The sequence below is a fragment of the Actinoplanes siamensis genome, assembly GCF_016862395.1.
GTDB lineage: Bacteria > Actinomycetota > Actinomycetes > Mycobacteriales > Micromonosporaceae > Actinoplanes > Actinoplanes siamensis.
In genome coordinates this window covers 1-18,100 of record NZ_BOMW01000017.1, presented here as the reverse complement: position 1 = coordinate 18,100, position 18,100 = coordinate 1, and the positions used below count along the sequence as shown (strand labels likewise).

The 18,100-nt window shown below is 73.0% G+C and carries 17 protein-coding genes; 8 read left to right on the top strand and 9 right to left on the bottom strand.

The features are described from left to right. Positions 1 to 33: 33 nt before the first annotated feature. Positions 34 to 528: a hypothetical protein gene (locus tag Asi03nite_RS08490; protein ID WP_203677885.1), complete on the top strand. Its 495-nt coding sequence runs from the start codon at positions 34 to 36 to the stop codon at positions 526 to 528. A 145-nt stretch (positions 529 to 673) separates the two neighbouring features. Here the strand turns inward: Asi03nite_RS08490 and Asi03nite_RS08485 are convergent, their stop codons facing one another. Further along, the gene (locus tag Asi03nite_RS08485) at positions 674 to 1,117 is read right to left on the bottom strand and encodes an SPW repeat protein (RefSeq protein ID WP_203677884.1); all 444 of its coding nucleotides are present in this window, start codon (positions 1,115 to 1,117) and stop codon (positions 674 to 676) included. Positions 1,118 to 1,238: 121 nt separating this feature from the next. Here Asi03nite_RS08485 and Asi03nite_RS08480 point away from each other — a divergent pair, with 121 nt between their 5' ends. After that, entirely contained in the window at positions 1,239 to 2,645 is a 1,407-nt protein-coding gene (locus Asi03nite_RS08480; RefSeq protein ID WP_203677883.1) for an AfsR/SARP family transcriptional regulator, read from the top strand. 49 nt (positions 2,646 to 2,694) lie between these two features. On the opposite strand, the gene Asi03nite_RS08475 is transcribed toward Asi03nite_RS08480, so the two are convergent. Together Asi03nite_RS08475 and Asi03nite_RS08470 are read right to left on the bottom strand one after the other, a co-directional pair. Next, entirely contained in the window at positions 2,695 to 4,347 is a 1,653-nt protein-coding gene (locus Asi03nite_RS08475; RefSeq protein ID WP_203677882.1) for a hypothetical protein, read from the bottom strand. 118 nt (positions 4,348 to 4,465) lie between these two features. Then, positions 4,466 to 5,659: an FAD-dependent monooxygenase gene (locus Asi03nite_RS08470; protein WP_203677881.1), complete on the bottom strand. Its 1,194-nt coding sequence runs from the start codon at positions 5,657 to 5,659 to the stop codon at positions 4,466 to 4,468. Positions 5,660 to 5,720: 61 nt separating this feature from the next. Here Asi03nite_RS08470 and Asi03nite_RS08465 point away from each other — a divergent pair, with 61 nt between their 5' ends. From Asi03nite_RS08465 to bla, 4 genes are all read left to right on the top strand, one after another. Then, positions 5,721 to 6,374 carry a TetR/AcrR family transcriptional regulator gene (locus tag Asi03nite_RS08465; protein ID WP_203677880.1) on the top strand — a complete coding sequence of 218 codons (654 nt, stop codon included), beginning with the start codon at positions 5,721 to 5,723 and terminating at the stop codon, positions 6,372 to 6,374. Positions 6,375 to 6,425: 51 nt separating this feature from the next. Then, positions 6,426 to 7,670, top strand: a complete 1,245-nt coding sequence (locus Asi03nite_RS08460; protein WP_239102538.1) for a WD40 repeat domain-containing protein — start codon at positions 6,426 to 6,428, stop codon at positions 7,668 to 7,670. A gap of 196 nt (positions 7,671 to 7,866) precedes the next feature. Continuing rightward, positions 7,867 to 9,051 carry an AbrB family transcriptional regulator gene (locus tag Asi03nite_RS08455; RefSeq protein ID WP_203677879.1) on the top strand — a complete coding sequence of 395 codons (1,185 nt, stop codon included), beginning with the start codon at positions 7,867 to 7,869 and terminating at the stop codon, positions 9,049 to 9,051. A gap of 56 nt (positions 9,052 to 9,107) precedes the next feature. Further along, positions 9,108 to 10,016, top strand: a complete 909-nt coding sequence (gene bla / locus Asi03nite_RS08450; protein WP_203677878.1) for a class A beta-lactamase — start codon at positions 9,108 to 9,110, stop codon at positions 10,014 to 10,016. Between the two features lie 165 nt (positions 10,017 to 10,181). Here bla and Asi03nite_RS08445 read toward each other — a convergent pair whose 3' ends face one another. The 3 genes from Asi03nite_RS08445 to Asi03nite_RS08435 all read right to left on the bottom strand — a co-directional run bounded on the left by Asi03nite_RS08445 (position 10,182) and on the right by Asi03nite_RS08435 (position 12,652). Next, entirely contained in the window at positions 10,182 to 11,123 is a 942-nt protein-coding gene (locus tag Asi03nite_RS08445) for a hypothetical protein (protein ID WP_373872098.1), read from the bottom strand. A gap of 358 nt (positions 11,124 to 11,481) precedes the next feature. Continuing rightward, positions 11,482 to 12,114 carry a DUF4360 domain-containing protein gene (locus Asi03nite_RS08440; RefSeq protein WP_239102536.1) on the bottom strand — a complete coding sequence of 211 codons (633 nt, stop codon included), beginning with the start codon at positions 12,112 to 12,114 and terminating at the stop codon, positions 11,482 to 11,484. A gap of 217 nt (positions 12,115 to 12,331) precedes the next feature. After that, complete coding sequence (locus Asi03nite_RS08435) at positions 12,332 to 12,652, bottom strand: hypothetical protein (protein WP_203678080.1); 321 nt, start codon at positions 12,650 to 12,652, stop codon at positions 12,332 to 12,334. On the opposite strand from Asi03nite_RS08435, the gene Asi03nite_RS08430 reads away from it, so the two are divergent. Beyond that, on the top strand, positions 12,651 to 13,163 hold the full coding sequence (locus tag Asi03nite_RS08430; protein ID WP_239102535.1) for a DUF4360 domain-containing protein: 513 nt from the start codon (positions 12,651 to 12,653) through the stop codon (positions 13,161 to 13,163). The two genes, Asi03nite_RS08435 and Asi03nite_RS08430, sit on opposite strands and share 2 nt — an antisense overlap. Before the next feature lie 199 nt (positions 13,164 to 13,362). After that, positions 13,363 to 15,663 carry a putative bifunctional diguanylate cyclase/phosphodiesterase gene (locus Asi03nite_RS08425; RefSeq protein WP_239102534.1) on the top strand — a complete coding sequence of 767 codons (2,301 nt, stop codon included), beginning with the start codon at positions 13,363 to 13,365 and terminating at the stop codon, positions 15,661 to 15,663. Positions 15,664 to 15,702: 39 nt separating this feature from the next. Here the strand turns inward: Asi03nite_RS08425 and Asi03nite_RS08420 are convergent, their stop codons facing one another. From Asi03nite_RS08420 to Asi03nite_RS08410, 3 genes are all read right to left on the bottom strand, one after another. Beyond that, positions 15,703 to 16,965: a cytochrome P450 gene (locus Asi03nite_RS08420; RefSeq protein WP_203677875.1), complete on the bottom strand. Its 1,263-nt coding sequence runs from the start codon at positions 16,963 to 16,965 to the stop codon at positions 15,703 to 15,705. Positions 16,966 to 17,002: 37 nt separating this feature from the next. Further along, positions 17,003 to 17,779: an alpha/beta fold hydrolase gene (locus Asi03nite_RS08415; protein ID WP_203677874.1), complete on the bottom strand. Its 777-nt coding sequence runs from the start codon at positions 17,777 to 17,779 to the stop codon at positions 17,003 to 17,005. A gap of 52 nt (positions 17,780 to 17,831) precedes the next feature. Continuing rightward, positions 17,832 to 18,100 (bottom strand): DUF6059 family protein (locus Asi03nite_RS08410; RefSeq protein WP_307833990.1); only part of this gene is annotated, 269 nt, incomplete at its 5' end.

Genomic DNA, 18,100 nt, shown 5'->3' with positions numbered 1-18,100 from the left:
ACGCTGTTGGCGACGATTGGAAGGGAGCAGCTGGTGGGCTTCGGTGCCGGGCACGACGAGCAGGTGGCGGCCGCGGTGCGCGAGCACCTGCGGCCCGGCGAGGAGTTCCGCGCCGCCGTCTGGGTCAGCAAGGCGGACGGGCGCACGTCGACCGGGATGACCCGCGCCGAGATGTCACCGTTCCGGTTCCGCCGGCTTCCGCCCACCGGCCGCCGTGGCGCGGACGGCCCGCCCCGCAGCCTCGCCGAAGAGCTGGACCAGCATGTCCGCCTGGTCACCGATCCGCGGGTGCTGGCCCGCACCGACCGCCGCCTGATGGTCTTGTCCCAGGGTGGCGGGTTCTGGCGCCGCCTGCTCCACCCGGCGTCCGGCCGGCCGCCGGGCCTGCGCCTGCGCTGGGAGTGCCGGCGGCCCGAGCTGGTCTCGGCCACGGAGAAGGACCGGCGGCTGCGGCTGGCCTTCGCCGACGGCTCGACCATCCTCCTGCTCACCCCGGCCGCCCGGATCCAGCCCTTCCTCACGGATTGACAACGGCGACCGCGCCTCGCGGTAGGGCGAGGGCCGTGCTGGGTCACGGCGAGTGCGGCGGTTCCCGCGCGAGCTGGTGCTCCTTGTCGCTACCGCCGGCTTTTGGCCACCATGCGGGCCAGCCTGGCCCGGGCCTGTTGCTCGATCACTTACGGGGCTCGGCCGTGGCCGTCAGGATGGCGACGGCGGCTACGCCCAGGACCATGATCACCGCTCCGGTGACCACGTTGTTGATCATGATGGGCCAGGTGCTGGCCGACCGCTCGATGATCCACTGCGATGCGACGACCCATGCTCCGATGGCCGCGGTCGCCCAGCTCACCCGCACCATGCGGGCCGGCATCAGGGTCAGGCCCAGGGCCGTCACGGCGACCGCGATTCCCATGATCAGGTTGCTGGCCCGGACCCCGGGCGCGGTCACGTCGAACCGGATGACCCAGGGCGAGACGGCCAGCCACAGACCGGCCAGCAACGTCATGCCGTCGGTGATCACCGCCGGGCCGCTGGCCGCCGCCCGCTCGTACCGGATCTGCATCTCGATCAGATCGGGGTGGGTGCCCAGCGGCACGTACCCCATGGTCTCGTTCATCTCTCCCACCTCTTCCGACAAGAACGCTGGACAGGTGGCATACCCCTTCAGCGTGGTCCCCACCGGCCCGGAACGCCGGCGTTCCGGGATCGTGGGCCCGGCAACTGTCCGATACTCAACGGTGCGCATCGGCATCCTGCTCTCCGGCGGCAGGGTGGGGTGCGTGGAGATCCTGGTGCTGGGACCGCTGACCGTCCGGCAGGGCGGGCGGGACGTCGTCGTCCGCGCCGCCAAGGCCCGCGCCGTGCTGGCGTACCTGGTGGTGCACCGCGCAGAGCTGGTCACCCCGGAGGCCCTGGGCGCGGAGGTCTGGCCCGGCGGTCCGCCGGCGAGCGCCGCGAACACCCTGCAGACGTACGTGTCCCAGCTGCGCCGGCTGCTCGAACCGGATCGGCGTCCCGGGGACAGGCCGCGCGTGCTGCGCACGGTCCCCGGCGGGTATCTGCTCGATCTGCCGCCGGACCAGCTGGACAGCCGCCGGTTCGAGGAGGCGGTGCGCCGGGGCCGGGCGGCCCTCGAGGCGCAGGAGCACGACAAGGCCGCGGACCTGCTGCACGCCGCCCTGGGCTGGTGGCGCGGGGCCGCGTACGGCAACGTGCCCGGCGACACCGCGGCGCGGGAGGCGGCCCGGCTGGAACAGTGCCAGCTGGTGGCCACCGAGCTGCGGATCGACGCGGACCTGGCCCTGGGCCGGCATGCCGAGCTGGTGGCGGAGCTGGACGGCCTGGTGCTGGCGAACCCCTGGCGGGAGGAGTGGGTGGCGCAGCTCATGCTGGCCCTCTACCGGTCCGGCCGGCAGGCCGACGCGCTCGGCGCCTACCGTGCCGCCCGGACCCGCCTGGTCGAGGAGTTGGGCGTCGAACCGGGGCCGAGACTGCACCGGCTCGAGCAGCGGATCCTGCGGCAGGACCCGGATCTGGAGATCGGCGGTGCCCCGCCCGCGTCGCCGCGGTCACCGGTGACCCGGCCCGAAGCGCGGCCCGCGGCGCCCGCGCCCGGGGCGCGCCGGCGTCCGTGGAGGTGGATCGCCGCCGCAGCCGTCCTGCCGATCGGGGTTGCCGCCGGGCTGGGCGCGGGTGACCGCGCCGTGCCGGAGGCCCCGCCCGTGGGTGGGACCTTCGCGGAGTTCGACGTGGCCGTCCGGCCCGGCCTCGGGTACGACCTCGACATCCCGGCCGGGCGGCCCAGCGACTGGCATGCCACCAACAACCCGCGCTCGCCGGACTACGACCACCTGGACCTGTACCGCACCAGCCCGGACGCGCCGCACGACCAGATCTCCGGGGTCGACTTGACCAACACCGACGCCTTCAACGCCGTGCACGCGGTCAACCCCGGCGACCCGCCGCAGGTCTGCCGCGGCCTGTCCCGGCGGGGTGGCGGCAACGTCCGGCTGGCCGGGCTGGCCGCCGGCGCCGAGGTGTGCCTGCGGACGCACGCCGGCCGGTGGGCGCTGCTCACCGTGATCCGGATGCCGGAGAGCCGGCAGGCGGTCCTGCCGTTGCACGTCACCGTGCTCGACGACTGAGTGTTCCCGCCGGCGCCGCGGTCCGGGCGCCGGCGGGAACAGGTGCCGGTCAGCAGGTCCGCTGAGCCACGCACGGGTCGAGCACCCGCAGGTGGCTCCACACCGCCGAGGTCCAGTCGAGGGTGGGGTCGGGGTCGCCGGGGCGGTTGTAGAGCTTGGCCACGTACGAGGTCACGCCGTCCGCGGTGTACGGCTCCCAGTTGGCCTGCCCGTAGGCGAGCCAGGGGTCGGGCCGGCCGAACGCGGTGTACTGATTGCCCGACTCGGTCTCGATGGAGAAGATGTTCTGCGAGCCGGTGTCGCCGAAGTACATGCCGTATTCGGCCATGGCTCGCAGGAAGACCTTCTTCCACGGCTGCACCGGCAGCGCGTCGATCTGCTGCGACGTCAGGTCCAGCTGCAGCAGCGCGCCCATGGGCGGCGCGTCCGTGGTGTTCGCGCAGGTCTTGCCCTTGCCGCGGGCCGGGTACACGAAGGTGCCGTTGTCGCAGTCGATCACGATGTTCAACGCGTGGTCGATCCGGCCGGCCTGGAGCTCCTCCGCGCGTACCCGGCCGGCCAGCCCGGCGAAGTGCGCGGCGGTGCCGTGCCCCACGCCGGTGGGCTCGCAGTTGGTGCCGTCCGCGGGCACGCCGGAGGCGCAGTCGCCGACCACGCGCGACCGGCCGCCGAAGGAGATCTGCAGGGTGCCGCCGGGCGCGGGCAGGCCGCTGCCGCGGACCTGCCACATGTCGTACGACCATCCGGTGCTCTGGTCCACCACGGCGAGGTGCCGGTCCGCGCCGGCCGGCGCGGACCAGCCGCCCTCCGGCGCGGCCTGCGCCGGGATGCGCACGCTCATCCCGTCGATGGTGCAGGCGCCGCCGTACGACAGGCAGTCGATCACGTACGACGGATCGCCGGACTGCGCGTAGTAGGTGGGCTCGCCGCCGAGACCCTGCGGATCCGCGCTGATGTGTCCCGGGTAGTCGCGGGCGGAGATGTCACCCAGGATCCGCGCCCTGATCGCGTCGGAGCGCTGCGCGCTGCCGCCGATGAGTCGCGGGCTGGCGGGCAGGCGCGTGTTGAAGGGGCTGCTCGTCTCGAACGGCCGCCAGCACGCCGGCGGCCAGGATCCGGGGCCGAACGAGCCCCAGCCCGGGGTGCACGCCGGTCCCGCGCTCACCGCCGCGGAGGCGTACGCGGCCCGCACGTTGCTGTCGCCGCCCCCGGCGGTGGTGAACCGCAGCCGCAGGTCGTCCAGATCGGCCTGGGCGATCCCGGTGGCGCTCACCGAACGCCAGGCGAATCCCGAGCCGGCCGGGACGGTGATGCCGGCCAGCGTCCGGCCGGACGTCACCACCTGGGCCGACAGCTGGGTGGCGCTGCCGGTGTTGGCATAGAACCAGCCGGTCACCGAGGCCGTGCCGCCGGAGAGCGGCGTAGTGGTGAGCGTGACCTCGATACGGCGTCCGGCGCCGCTGGCGTAGACGTAGTCGGCGGCGGACACCGACGCCGGCTGCACGACGGCGTCGTCCAGCGCGGACCACGCCGGGCCGGCGGTGCCGCCTGACCACTCCCGGATGATGTCCCCGTCGGGACGCAACACCACGGCGGTGTCCGCGGTGGTGGCCGGTGCTGCCGCCACGGCGCGCCCGCCCAGCGCGGTGGATGCGACCAGCAGGGCGGCGGCCAGGACGACGGGACGGGGCGGCGATGCCATAGGAACCTCCATGCCGTAGGAGCGGAGTGCTCCCTCCACCGTGGCGAGGGCGCTGGAGGAACGCTGAAGGGCGGCGTGAGAAAACCTGGAGGGCCGGGCCCGCCGTTGTGCGCTCTGATCAGCGCTCCCTTGGGGCGCGCCCGGGGGGTGGCGCCGGCGGATGCCAGTTGGCGGCGGCGTCGAATCCGCGCAGCGCGAGGCGGTCGGGGATCAGGCGGGTAGCGACGTCGCGCAACGCCACGACGGCAGCGGAGGGACTCTGCGTGATCCGGCCGAGCAGGCGCGACTGCCGGGCGAGCCGGGTGACGCGTCCGGCTCGGGCCCGGCTGTAGTGAGCGAGCCCGCTGACCGTCGATGACGCGCCGGTCACCGCGTGCGCCAGCACGACGGCATCCTCGATGGCCAGGCCGGCGCCTTGGCCGAGGTTGGGTTCCATGGCGTGGGCGGCGTCGCCGAGCAACGCCATCCGGCCGGTGTGGAGACGCCGCGGGGACGGCTGCACCGCCATGATGTCGTGCCGCAGCAGGCCGTCGGGCGTGATCGCGTCGAGCAGGGCGGGAATGGGTTCGTGCCAGTGCCGGAACCGGCGGCGGAGCTCGGCCAGCTCGTCGGCGCCCGGCTTCCGGGCCGGGCTGTTCGCGGTGGCGTAGAGGTAGACCAGGTCGTGGCCGATCGGAACGACACCGAAGCGCTCCGCCCGCCCCCACGTCTCACTGGCCGCCCCGATCGCCGTCGCCGGGGAGCGCACCACGGCGCGCCAGGCGACGTATCCGCAATACCGCGCCGGTGGCTGGGTCGGCCAGAGCGTCTGGCGCAGCCGGGAGTTGACACCGTCGGCCGCGACCACGAGATCGGCGGGGACGAGCCGGTCACCACAGCGGATGCTCGCCTGCCGGTCCGGGCCGCCGGCGTCGGCGCCGGTGATGTCCGCGCCCAGCCGCAGACACCCGGGCGGCAGCGCGGAGGCGAGCAGCTCCACCAGGTCGGCTCGCATGATCGCCAGCTGTGGAGCACCGTGCCGGGAGATCACCTGGCTGGCATCCGTCCGCGACAGCCATCGCCCGTCGGGCCGGCGCACGCCCGAACCCGTCAGGGGCGCCGCCCGCGACCGCAGCGCCTCGGCGAGCCCCAGGGCGTGCAGAGCGCGGACCGCGTTCGGCCACAGGGTGAGCCCCGCTCCGGCCGGCTTCGGTGCCGGGGACCGCTCGTGGACCGCCACCGTCCATCCCGCGCGGTGCAGGGCCACGGCCGCGGCGAGCCCTCCGATGCCGCCCCCGACCACCGCGGCGGACCGTCGTTCCTCTACATCCATAGAGGTGACCCTACAGATGTAGAGGAAGGGCAAACAAGCTCTACGCCGGTAGAGTGTGGTCATGATCTCCGCGCGGCACCGACTCGTCGCCGACGCCGCCCTAGGCGTGCTGGCCCAGCACGGTTCCCGCGGTCTGACACACCGCGCGGTGGACGCCGCGGCCGGCTTGCCGCCCGGCTCCACGTCCTACTACTACCGGTCCCGCGCGGCCTTGCTCAGCGCGTGCGTCCAGCGTCTGGTGGAGGACGACCACACCGAGCTCGACGCCCTGGCGTCCCGGCTCGTCGCGGCGGACCGGGCCGCTCTGGCCGGGCTCCTCGCCGAGATCCTGCACCGCTGGCTGACCACCGGCAGGCAGCGTCACCTGGCCCGCTACGAGCTCACCCTGGAGTCGGCGCGCCGGCCGGAGGTGGCCGCGGAGCTCCACCGTTCCGGGGACGGTTTGCGCCGGCGGATCGCCGCGCTGCTCACCGAACTCGGCGCCGGCGACCCGCCGCGCCAGGCCAGATGGCTCGTAGCCTGCCTCGACGGCATCCTCTTCGACAACATCGCCGGCGCCAACGCGGGCGGGCCGGTCGCCGCCGCGGAACTCGAGGCCGCCGCGCGGGACCTGGTCGACGCCGTGCTGCCCGCACGCGACGCCGAACCCCGTCCGGGCGACGGCGAGTCCCCCGGCTCCGGCCGGGCCACCTGGCGGGAGAACCCGGCCGGATGAACCGCGGCGAAGCTGCCGGACACCCGCCCGGCCGGATCTTACGGTGCGGGAATGACTACGGAGAGAGATCGTAAAGATGCCTGCGGCAGCTCACTGATCGGTGCCCGCCGGCGACGCGCCGGCCGGGTCGCCGCCGCTGCCATGATCGGGCTGCTCGCCCCCGCCGTCACCACCACCGCCGGGCATGCCGCCCCGCGACCCGCGCTCACCCGGAACGCGGAGAGCGTCGCGCCCAGCCGGGCCGCCGCACCCCACGAGGCGCCCGCCCCCCGTGCCCGTAACGGCGTGCCCGGCGCGGCCGGGATCATCGCGTTGCGCCCGGACGGGAAAGTCTTCGCCACCGCGAGCCGCGGAGTGGTACGGCAGTGGAACACGGTGACCGGGCGCCGGACCGGACCCCAGCTCGCCGGTCGCATCCAGGGTGTTCACTCCATCGAGTTCAGCCCGAACGGCAAGCTGCTCGCCGTCGGCGCGGACCGTGGGGTGTCGTTGTGGAACTCCGCCACCGGGCAGCGGTCCGGACGGCCGCTGACCGGCCACGTCGGGCCGGTGCGCTCGGTGGCCTTCGGCCCGGCCGGGCGACTGGTGGCCACCGCCGGTGACGACGGCACGGCCCGGCTGTGGGAGACCCGCACCGGGCGGCTGGTGCACACCATGACCGGCCGGGCCGGCGCGGTGAGCAAGGTCGTGTTCAGCCCGGACGGGCGGATCCTCGCGACCGCCGGCAGCGACAACACCGTGCGGTTGTGGCGCACCGGCACCGGCCGGCCGATCGGCGAGCCGCTGGCCGCGGGCTCCGGGGCGGTGTACGCGGTGAGCTTCAGCCCGGACGGACGGCTCCTGGCCACCTCCGACGGCGGCGACGTCGTACGACTGTGGAACCCGGCCACCGGCGAACCCGCCGGCGAACCGCTCGCCGGCAACTCCGGGCCGGTGTACGCCCTCACGTTCAGCCCCGACGGGCGGCTCCTGGCCACGTCCTCCGGCGGCGACAAGACCGTACGGCTGTGGGACACGGCGACCCGCCGGCCGATCGGCGCGCCGCTGACCGGTCACGCCGGGCCGGTGCGGGCCATGCGGTTCAGCGCGAACGGGAAGCTGCTGGCCACCGGCAGCGACGACGGCACCGTACGGCTGTGGAGCGCCGCGACCGGAAGCCCGGTGGGTCTGCCGCTGACCGGGCACCGGGGGCAGGTCTGGGCGCTGCGGATCAGCCCGGACAGCAAGCGCCTGCTCACGGCCGGCGCGGACAACCGGGTCCGGCTGTGGCGTCTGCCCACCGGAAACGCGGGCTGATCCGGACCCCGGCCGCGAGTGGTCGCGCGTCACACCGCGCATCGGCACGCGCGGTGTGACCCCGGGCGGCGACGGCTCAGTCGCCGCCGTCCTCGGCCGGGCGGTACCCGGCGTTGGCGCGCCCAGCGGGTGATGAGTGGTGTTCGTCTTCAGCGTCTTCTTATCGGCACAGGCCTAGATTTCACCCGATTTGCCGATGCTGACGCGACGGGACAACGCCATGATCGTGCTCGATGCCCACAGAGCGGAACGCCCCTTCCGCGGGCGGCTCACCGCCGCTCGCAGGCGGCTGGTCCCGGCCGCCGCCTGGTCCGTCCTGGCGGTCGCCTGTTACCTGCTCGGCGAGTACGGGGAGAAGGCGCGCGTTCCCGCTCCGCAACTCGTGTTGTCGCTGCTTGTGGGCGTCGTGCTGGCATTGACCGGAGTGGCCGCCGGAAATCTGCCGCGAGCCGCTGTCAGCGGATCACACGCGACCATCGGTGTGCTGATGGGAAGCTACCTCGGGCCGTCCGTGGTACGCGCGCTCGCCGGCACCGTGCTGCCCCTGACCGGCGCCACCGTGGTGACGATCGCCCTCAGCGTGGGAACCGCGGTCCTGCTGGCGCGGGTGAGCCGCATCAGCCTCGCCGACGCCCTGATGGCCCTCATCCCGGGCGGTTCGGCGGCGATCGTGGCCTCCGCGGAGGCGATCGGCGCCGACTCACGCGTGGTCGCCTTCGCCCAGTACCTGCGAGTCGGGCTCGTCGCGCTGAGCGCGCCGGTCATCGTCGCGCTCGCCGGCGGAACGGCCGCCGCGCCGCCCTCGCCCGGCGCCTTCCCCGCGCTGGCCCGCCTCGTGACGAATCCGCACCAGGCGGTGGGCCTGCTCCAGCTGATCGTGATCTGTGTGGCCGGCGTGCGGGCCGGGGCCCGGCTGTCGCTGCCGGCGCCGTCGGTGCTGGGGCCGATGGCGCTGACCGCGCTGCTGCTGATGGCCGGCACGTCGCATACGTTCACCCCGGCCGGGCCGCTGCGCGACCTCGCCTTCGTCCTGGTAGGGCTCGAGGTGGGGCTGCGGTTCAACCGTACGTCCGTCCGGCGCGTGCGCCGGCTCGCGCCGTATCTGATCGGCGCCACCGGGCTGATGTGCCTTGCCTGCGCGGCACTGGCCTGGTGCCTCGCCGTCGTCACCGGGATGCCGTTCCTGGACGCCTACCTCGCCACCACGCCCGGCGGCATCAACGCGGTGGTGGCCACCGCCGCGAGCGCGGGCCGTGACGTGGCGGTCATCTCCGCGGTGCAGAGCATCCGCCTGTTCACCGTGGTCCTGCTGACCCCGTCGCTGATCCGATGGATGGTCCGTCGGCGAGATGCGGCCATCCGGACCTGTCGCGCGGTGTGACCCTCGTCCGCGCGGGCGGCCCTGCGGTCTCCGGGCCACTGTGTCAGCCTCGATCCATGATTTTCCGGATGACCTCCACCGTGCTGGCCTGCCTCCTGCTGACCGCGTGCGCGGACACGGACCACCAGCCGCCGCCCGCGGCCGGCAGCCCGCCGGCCACCGGCAGCCCCGGCAGCGCGAGCACCGTGAGCAGTGCGGACGCGGAGTTCGCCGCGCTGGAGAGGCGGTTCGGCGCCCGGCTCGGGGTGTACGCGCTGGACGTCGCTTCCGGCCGCGCCGTCGCCTACCGGGCGGACGAGCGGTTCGCCTACGCCTCCACCTACAAGGCGCTCGCCGCGGCCGCGATCCTGTCCCGGACCACCGGAGCCGAGCTGGCCCGGCCCGTCCCGGTGCCGGCGATCTTGGATCCTTCGCCGGTCACCGGGAAGCACGCCGGCGGCAGCATCGGCCTCGGTGACGCCGCCGAGGCGGCGGTCCGGTTCAGTGACAACACCGCGGGCAACATCCTGCTGCACGAGCTGGGCGGTCCGGACGGCTTCCGGTCCGCGTTGCGGGCGCTGGGCGACAACACCACGGTTCCGGTACGCGACGAGCCCACCCTGAACAAGGCCGAGCCGGGCGACGAGCGGGACACCAGCACGCCGCGAGTTCTGGCCCGGGACCTCCAGGCCTACGTGCTGGGCGACGTGCTGCCGGCCGCCGACCGCCGCCTGCTCGTCGACTGGCTCAGCGGCAACGCGACAGGCGACACGCTGATCCGCGCCGGGGTGCCGCGCGGCTGGACGGTCGCCGACAAGAGCGGCGCGGCCGCGTACGGCACCCGCAACGACGTGGCAGTGGTCTGGCCCGCCGCGGGCCGCCCGATCGTGCTCGCGGTGCTGTCCCGCCGCGACTCCGCGGCCGCGGACCGCGACGACGCCCTGGTCGCGCACGCCGCCACCGCGGTCACGGAGGCGCTGCGCTGAATCGTGGTGGCAGAGCAACCACCCCGGCCGGCGGCGCCGATCCGGTGCGGGCGCACGCACTTTGCACGGCTGTGGCCCCGAGCCCGCGACGCCGCGTCGCCGGCGGCTCCGGGCCGCGAACCGGCCGGGCCCCAGTGCCCGGCCGGGCCACGGCGCCCGCCGGGGTCACCCCGCGACGTAGCCGTCGAAGGAGTGGACCCCGTCGTAGCCGCCGTCCGCGTTCGCCCGGTTCGTGCTGAAGTAGAGCTTGCCGTCGCTGATGCCGACGCCTTCGATCTCGAAGGTGGAGTACTTCGAGGACGTGATGCGGAAGGAGAGGTCGGTGGCCGCGGGCGCGGTCCCGGTCGTCGCCGGCGACACGTTGCGGTAGACCAGCACGATACTGCGGTTCTCCTTGGTCAGCGGGTTGTAGAGCACCTGGTTCGCCGCGTCGTAGTAGAACCCCTGGTTGGCGAAGGTCGCCAGGTCCGGCACGGTGGCCCCGTTGACGAGCGCGCCGTCGACCTGCAGGTCGAACGCCTTATTCAGGTCGATGGTCCCGGAGGAGGCGCGCAGCGGCAGGCTGCCGTTGTAGACGGTCCGGCCGCTCTTGAACATGAACGTGATCGTGGTGCCGCTGACCGAGACCCGGCTGATCCCGGACGGCGCCGCCACCGCCCCGTTGAGGCGCAGCTGGTACGACCCGGCATGGTAGTACGTCGTGCCGTCGTAGCGGAGCCGGACGAGCTGCGCGCCGCTCGCCTCCATCGTGACGATGAACATGTGATGCTGGCCGTCGATGTCGACGATCGTGATGTCGTTGCCGTGCCCGAGCCAGGTGTTGGTCGAGGTGCTGTCGGTGCCGTTGGTCATCAGCACGCGCTCGCCGGTGTTCTTGTTGATCCGGTAGATGACCGCGGTGTCGTCGTAGTTGGTGTGATTCTTGATGGAGTAGAGGTACGTGGATCCGGCGGCGAAGCCCTGCGCCCCGGTGCAGCAGCTCGTGTCGGGCGTGCTGGCGATGTCGGTGTAGGTGTTGTAGTAGGCGGCCTGTGCCGCGACGGCCGGGGCGCCGGTGACCATGGCGGCGGCCAGGCCGCACACCACCGCGGCGCGCGAGATCAGCACCTTGAACAATCGATCTCCTCGGTCGGTCCGATGTGGCCGCTCAGCCGGCGGCCACCAGAACCGATCTTGCACGAGTCCACCGAGGGCGTCGAGGTGCCGGAAGACCGAGCCCGGTGGCGGTCCGGAACGGGTCCCGCTGCGCGACGACGACGGTCGCGGGGGAGCGGCGTCGGCAGCCACGCCAGCGCCACCTGCGCCGGCGTCTGTCTCGCGGATCGCGCGGGGCCGCGGCGCTGCCCAGGCGGTTCGGCGCCCGGGGCATCGCCTCGCACTGGCGTGATCCGCGGGACAGGCCCTGCTCCGGCCGACCGGCCGTCGGGTGCACGGCGGGGCGCGCCGTGCACCCCGGCCGGCGCGGTCAGCAGGCGGACAGGCTGAAGTTGAACAGGGTGTCGACGTCGCCCTCGGTGGTGTTCATCGACATCGTGCTGGTGCCGGTGGAGGAGCCCGGGTTGACGCGCAGCTCTGTGTTGATGTTGAGGACGCTCTGCGAGCCGCACTCGGCGTAGGTCAGCACGGGCGCCACGTCCCAGGTGGTCCAGAGGCCGGTGAGGGGGCCGGTGAAGGTCACGTCCTTGCGCTCGGTCGCCGACGACCCCTGCCAGTAGTAGCTGGTGCGCTGCAGGGCGGTGGCGCCGGCCCGGAGCGCGGCCCGGCCCCGGTAGTTGGCCGAGGCGATGGCGATGGTCCAGCCGTCCGGGATGCTGACCAGGACGCCGAGCTGGCAGTTCTTGCGGCGGTCGACGATGCCGGTGTCGCCGCCGGCCTCGGCGACGAAGTCCCGGTACCTGACCCGGAACCCGGTGTTGTCGCCGTTGCCGACGACCGAGGCGGTGCCCGCGGCGCACCCCGATCCGCTGCTGGCGATCACCTCGACGGTGATCGCGGCCGCGGCCGCGCCGGCTTCGGTGGCCGCGTGCGCGGGTGTGCCGAGCGGCAACGCGAGGACCGTGGTCAGCACGGCCGCCATCACGCGATTGCTGTTCTTCATGGAATTCCTTCCGGAGCAGGGGCGGGGGGATGAGCCGGGCACGGTTCCATCAGGTGCCACAGTATTGACTCTTGAGTGATTCCAGAATGTCTGCCGTTACATCCGCGACCACCGTAGTGGCGCGCGCCAGGCGTACACAAGCGGCAATTTTCTATTGATCGTCATCGAAGTCACTCGGTTGTGTAAGTGCTCCATGCCGACCGCTGTAGAGTTCGGGTTAAACGGTATCAACCCCGCCATACCGCAGACCTTTCGGGGCTTTTCGGTAGGTTAATGCCCGGTCGGCCTCTTTTTCGATGGGCATCAAGAATTCCGGCGACTTGTTTGGCTGCTGTTGACTTACATTGAAGTAAATCAATAGCTTGTCCTGGCCCGCTTCCGAACCGAAGGGAAAAGACGTGAAAAGGTTGTTAACTGCCGGGTGCGTTGCGCTCGCGGTCCTGGCATCGTCGCTGCTCCAGGCGTCTCCGGCGTCCGCGGGACTCGTTATCACCGATCCGCCGCCCACTGGTGACATCTCCATCGAATTGGTCGCCATGGCCGGCTCCGGCTGCGCTCCGGGCACCGCCGACGTGGCGATCTCGCCGGACAACTCCGCGTTCACCGCGATCTACAGCGCCTACCTGGCGCAGGTCGGCCCGGGCATCCCGGTCACCGAGAACCGCAAGAACTGTCAGCTGAACGTGCTGGTCAACGCGCCGTCCGGGTACACCTTCGCGATCGCCAAGGTCGACTACCGGGGCTACGGATTCCTGCAGCGCGGCGCGACCGCCCAGCAGCGGGCGAACTACTACTTCCAGGGCATGACGGCGGGCAGCTACGCCAACCACGCGATCGCCGCGCCCCTGGACGACAACTGGATCGCCACGGACGAGGTCCCGATCGCGGCCCAGGTCTTCCGGCCCTGCGGCGAGCAGCGCAATCTCAACATCAACACTGAGCTGCGGGTCACCAAGGGGACCTCCACCGACGTCAGCTACCTGACGATGGACTCCACCGACGGCAGCATCCAGACGCTCTACCACTTCACCTGGATGCGGTGCCACTGACCAGTGCCGGGCACCGCGGGACGCCGAGCCGCTCCGATCCGATCTACGGTGCGGCTCGACGTCCGGCCCGTCCAGGCCGACACGGATGATCGGGCCGGGCGCGGATGCGCAGGGCCCGATGCGCTGTCCGGTTCCGGCTGTGACGCAATGCCGGGGCACCGGAACTCAACTGCGGCGTGCCGCCCCCGATATCACCTGGGTGAGACTCGGACGCCGCGACAACGGGACTGCCGGCCGGGCGCCGGTACGCACGGCAGATGCGGCTTCCCCGGCCGGCGCCACGCTGCGCCGCCGGCTGTGGTGGCTCACGCTGGCCGCCGGGGTCGCGGCCATCGGCGGCTATTTCCTTCTCCCGGGCGGCGGCCTCGCGCAGGCCGTGACCTACAACGTCATGGGCCTGCTGTCCGGGCTGGCGGTGCTCGTGGGGGTGCGGCTGCACCGGCCGGCCCGGCCGGCGCCGTGGTTCTGCTTCGCGGCCGGGCAGTTCATGAACGTCGCCGGCGACGCGGTCTGGAACATCTGCGAGTACGCGCTGCACCGGGAGCCCTTCCCCTTCGTCGCCGACGCCTTCTATCTGGGCAGCTACCCGTTGCTGGTGGCCGGGCTGGTACGGCTGGTGAGCCGGCACCGCGGCCGCGGCTGGCGGCACCTTCTCGACGCCGCCATCGTGGCGACCGGCACCGGGCTGGTGTTCTGGGTGTTCGTGGCGCACCCGGCGGCCGCGGCCGCGGCGAACACGCCACTCGAACGCCTGATCAACACCGCGTATCCGGCCGTCGACGCCATGCTGCTGGCCATCCTGGCCGGGCTGTTCACCTTGGCCGGCGCCCGTACCGCCAGCACGCGGCTGCTCGCCGTGGCAGCCCTGATGCTGCTGGTGGCAGATGTCGGCTACTCCGTGCTCACGGCCCGTCTGAGCTTCGACGACGGCAATCCGCTCGACGCGGCATGGCTGTTGTCGTACGTGTTGTGGGGCGCCGCGGCGCTGCACCCGTCGATGGCGGCGAGCCCGGCCGCGGCGCCGCAGACGCTGGGGACCGGGTTCGGCCGGGGGCGTCAGGCAGTGCTCGCCGCGAGCTCCCTGCTGGCCCCCGGCATGCTGTTCGTACCAGGCATCGCCGCGCGCCGCGGCGACTGGATGGTCGTGGCGGCCGGCGCGGTCGTGTTGTTCCTGCTCGTCTCGGCGCGCATGTCCGGCTTCGTGAACCAGGTGCAGAAGCAGGCCGGCCAGCTGGAGAACCTGGCCCTGCACGACGAGCTGACCGGCCTGGACAACCGCCGCCGATTCCAGGCGCGCCTGCGTACCGCCCTGGACGGCGGTCCCGGCTGCATCGCTCTGCTCGATCTGACCGGATTCAAGAAGGTCAACGACCAGTTCGGCCACCACGTCGGCGATCAACTGCTCGTCGAAGTGGCCAGGACGCTCACCGCCGCCACCCGGGACGCGGCGTGGGTGGCACGCATGGGCGGCGACGAGTTCACCCTGCTGCTGCCGGGCGCGTCCCGCGAGAGCGCCACAGCGCTGGCCGAGCGCGTCCGCCAGATGCTCGCGCAGCCGGTCCGGGTGGCCGGCCACGAGCTGCTGATCAGCGCGAACATCGGCATCGCCGACACCGGCGGCCTGGCCGACCCGGTCGAGGCGCTGCGCCGCGCGGACGTCGCCATGTACGCCGCCAAGGAACTCGGTGAGCCGTACCGCTGGTACGACCCCGAGCTCGACAGGCGGGCGGGCGAGGACGCGCGGACCGGGGCAGAGCTGCGTACCGCCCTGGACGCGGGCCAGTTGAGGCTGGTCTACCAGCCGATCGTCGAACTTCCGGCCGGCCGGCTGATAGCCGTCGAGGCGCTGGTGCGCTGGCACCATCCCGAACGTGGGGTGATCAGTCCGGCGCAGTTCATCCCGGTCGCCGAGCGCAACGGCATCATCGTGGAGATGGGCGCCTGGATCCTGCGCGAGGCGTGTCGGCAGGCGGCCCGGTGGCGCAGCGATCACGGGCCGGCGGCACCGCAGCGGGTGAGCGTCAACGTCTCCGCCCGGCAACTCGCCCGCCCCGGCCTGGCCGAGGTGGTCGCGTCCGCGCTGGCCGAGAGCGGCCTGCCCGCCGCCTGCCTGACGATCGAGGTCACCGAGACCGCCGTGTTCGAGACCGACCGCGCCCAGGAGACGCTGCGCCAGCTGGACCGGATGGGCGTGCGGATCGCCCTCGACGACTTCGGCACCGGGCATTCGTCGCTGGCCCTGCTGCGGACCGTGCCGGCACACGCCCTCAAGGTCGACAAGTCGTTCGTCGACGAGGTGACCGCCGGGGGCCGGACCTCGGTCATCGCGGCCGCTGTCGTCCGGGTGGCCGACGCGCTCGGCATGGCCGCCGTCGCCGAGGGCGTCGAGACCGCAGAGCAGGCCGTCGAACTGCACCGGCTCGGCTACCGGCTGGCGCAGGGCTACCACTTCGGACGTCCCGCCGAGCGCCTGCCGGGCGCTGGCCGCGAAGCGGCATAGAAGCCCGCGGGAGTCCGTCGCGGTGGCCGGCCCCGGCCACTATGCGCGGGCCGCCGCGGTGTCCCAGGCCACCGGGAGCTCGTGGATGCCCAGGACGAAGCTGTCGGTGCGCATCCGGAGCTGTTCGAACGGCACGGCCAGGCGCAGTGTGGGGAAACGCTGGAGCAGGGCGCGGAACGCCACCCGCATCTCCACCCGGGCCAGCTGCTGGCCGAGGCACTGGTGCACGCCGTGACCGAAGGAGAGGTGCGCCGGCGACTGCCGGCTCACGTCCAGCGTGTCCGGGTCGGCGAAGCGGGCCGGATCCCGGTTCGCGGCCGGCAGAGACGCCACGATCGTCTCGCCGGCGAGGATGCGCTTCCCGCCGATCTCGATGTCGCCGGTCGCGGTACGCACCACACCGTGCTGCGGGATCGTCACGTACCGCAGGAGCTCCTCGACGGCCCGGTCCGTCAGGTCCGGGTCGTCGCACAGCGCGGCGAGTTGGCCGGGGTGCCGCAGCAGGGTGAGCACACCCATGGCGATCATGTTCGCGGTCGTCTCGTGCCCGGCGACGAGCAGCAGGTTGGCGATGTTGACCAGCTCTTCGTCGGTGAGGGGTCCCTCCGCGTCCGACCGGGTGACCAAGCCGCTGAGCAGGTCGTCGCCGGGCTCCGCCCGCTTGGCGCGCAGCAGGTCGGACATGTACTCCAGCATCTCCCGCTGGGAGCGCCGGATGACCGTCACGTCGTCGGTCGTGGAGATCAGCGCGGCGGCGCGGCGCTGGAACATCTGACGCTCGGCGTACGGGACGCCGAGCGTCTCGCAGATCACCAGCGACGGGAGGGGCAGCGCGAACGCCTGCATCAGGTCGACCGGCGGTGTGCCGGCGGCCATCGCGGTGAGGTGGTCGTCGACGATCTCCTCGATGCGCCCGGTCAGGGCGCGCACCCTGCGGACCGTGAAGTGGCCGGTGAGCAGCCGCCGGTAGCGGGTGTGGTCGGGCGCGTCCTGCGCGATGAAGTGGCCCGGCTGGACCCGGACGATCTCCTCCGCCTCGGGCGGGAGCTCGCGGACCGGGTGCGAGGCCCGGGTGCGCCGGGAACTGACCCGGGGGTCGGCGAGCAGGGCACGCACCTCGTCGTAACCGGTCAGCAGCCAGCCCAGGTCGCCGGTGGGGAAGCGCATCCGGCGCACCGGCGCCTCGGCCCGCAACCGCCGGAGCTCCTCGGGGGGATCGAAGGGACAGGTGCGCTCGGTCGGCAGGCGGGGGACGATCCCGTCCCCGGCGTCCGGCCGGACGGCTTCCTGGCGCTGGGTCATCGGAACTCCTGATCTCGAAGGGGTGCCGGAGGACGGGTCAGCCCGCGAGCACGAACGCGGCGATGGCGGGACCGATCGTCTCGGCCGGCACCCGGTGCCAGACGCCGGGCAGCACGGCGTGGTGGCCGTCCGGGATCGCCGCGGCCGTCGCGGCGGCGGACGCGGCCAGCCACGCGCTCGTGCTGTCGCTGCTGACCACGAGCGTCGGCACGGACAGTCGCGCCAGGCGTTCGGCCGGCAGGCGGAAGTCGCCGCAGATCGCGGCGTCGTAGGCGAGGGTGTGCGCGAAGGCCTCGCTCTGCTCCCACATCGGCCCGTTGCGCCACGCCTCGATCCCCGGCTGGTCGAGCCCGGCCGCCTGGGCGAGGAACAGCGCTGCCGCGTCGCCGCGGCGGCCCCGGGCCACCAGGCCGGTCAGTCGCGTGGCCAGGTCCGCGTCCGGAAGCTGCTCGCCGGGCAGCCGGTACGGCGGTTCGAGCAGGGTCAACCGGCTGATCGGCGCGCCGGCCATCGCGGCCTCCAGCGCCAGGACCGCGCCAGTCGAGCCGCCGAAGACGGCCGCCTCACCTCCGCACTCCTCGATGACGGCGACGAGGTCCTCGATCTCCCGCTCCACCGCGTAGTCCGGCGCGTCGCCGCTGCGCCCGCGGCCCCGCCGGTCGTAGCAGTACGTCGTCAGTCCGGTGAGATACGGCAGCATGTACGTGAAGACCGTGTGGTCCCGGAAGGCGCCGGGGAGCAGGACGAGCGGCGGCCCGTCGCCCGCCTTGGCGTAGGCGACGGCCGTACCGTCCCTGGAGACGACCTTACGCATCCGACTGTTCTCCTCCCGGAAGTGTTCTCGGAAAGCCCGCCACGCGTACGCGCTACGGGCCGGGGAAATGACCCAGCTGCGCCCACAGCTGGGTTTCGGCCGCCGACAGGGGCAGGTCGACAGCCAGGCGTTCGGGGTGGCCGAGCGGTGGTCCCTGACTCCCCGGGAGCGGCGGCGCGGGTGGGAACACCGGCACGCCCGCGTAACAGGCGCCGTAGTGCTGCAGGCCCCGCATCACGGCCCGACCGGTGAACCGCAGCGATCGGCGGCACCACCAGCGGAGTCTCAGCGCCACGTCAGACCGCCGAGCGCAGGGCGTCC